The sequence below is a fragment of the Bartonella sp. CL71SXKL genome, from assembly GCF_042194935.1.
Lineage (GTDB): Bacteria > Pseudomonadota > Alphaproteobacteria > Rhizobiales > Rhizobiaceae > Bartonella.
On the sequence record NZ_JBHINI010000141.1, the window covers coordinates 1 to 592 of the forward strand.

Below are 592 nucleotides of genomic sequence, written 5' to 3' on the forward strand. Positions count from 1 at the left end.
CCCAATGCGCTCACACGGCAGCCACTCACGATATAATGTCCATGGGCGCGGTCGTACGTCGCAATGGCTTGCATGGCAGGTTCAAGCAGTGATGGGGATTTTTGATCAATCAGAACACCATCTTGTAAGATATAAACCGGAAAGAAAGTGCCATTCTGCGCATCCTCTTTTAGTGCCCAAACAAGCTGTGCTGTTTCGCGTGCGGCACCAGGCTCTCCTTCTGCCAATGTGCCAGGGACTTGCCCCAACAACTCTGGATCATCCTCATGGGTTATCCATTTTTTTTGCAGCTTCACACCAATTTCCAAGCGCCCAATCATGGCAACATTGTTGAGTACAGCTGGTGCAACGGGGAAAATATCGCCTGCGATATAAATTTTGCCATCCGTTAAAGTGACGGTCTTTGTTTCTTTGTTGACAAATGCATCAGCCCGTTCAACGCGGTCTCCTTCTTGTGCCACAAGGCGCCCCAAGCGGTCATGCCGCCCCCTGATGATGGTTTGAACCTCATTCAATTCACCACTTTGAATAAAGGGACGCGTGCCATAAAACACCACGCTTTGTTGTTCCTCTTTGCCGCGAGATCTGTCAA

General features: G+C 49.7%; 1 protein-coding gene. It reads right to left on the reverse strand.

Annotation, left to right across the window (positions count from 1 at the left end; all coding sequences use genetic code 11):
* Positions 1–592, reverse strand: a 592-nt coding sequence (locus tag ACFILA_RS09950; RefSeq protein WP_375661174.1) for a DUF4815 domain-containing protein, incomplete at both ends; no start/stop codon positions are given.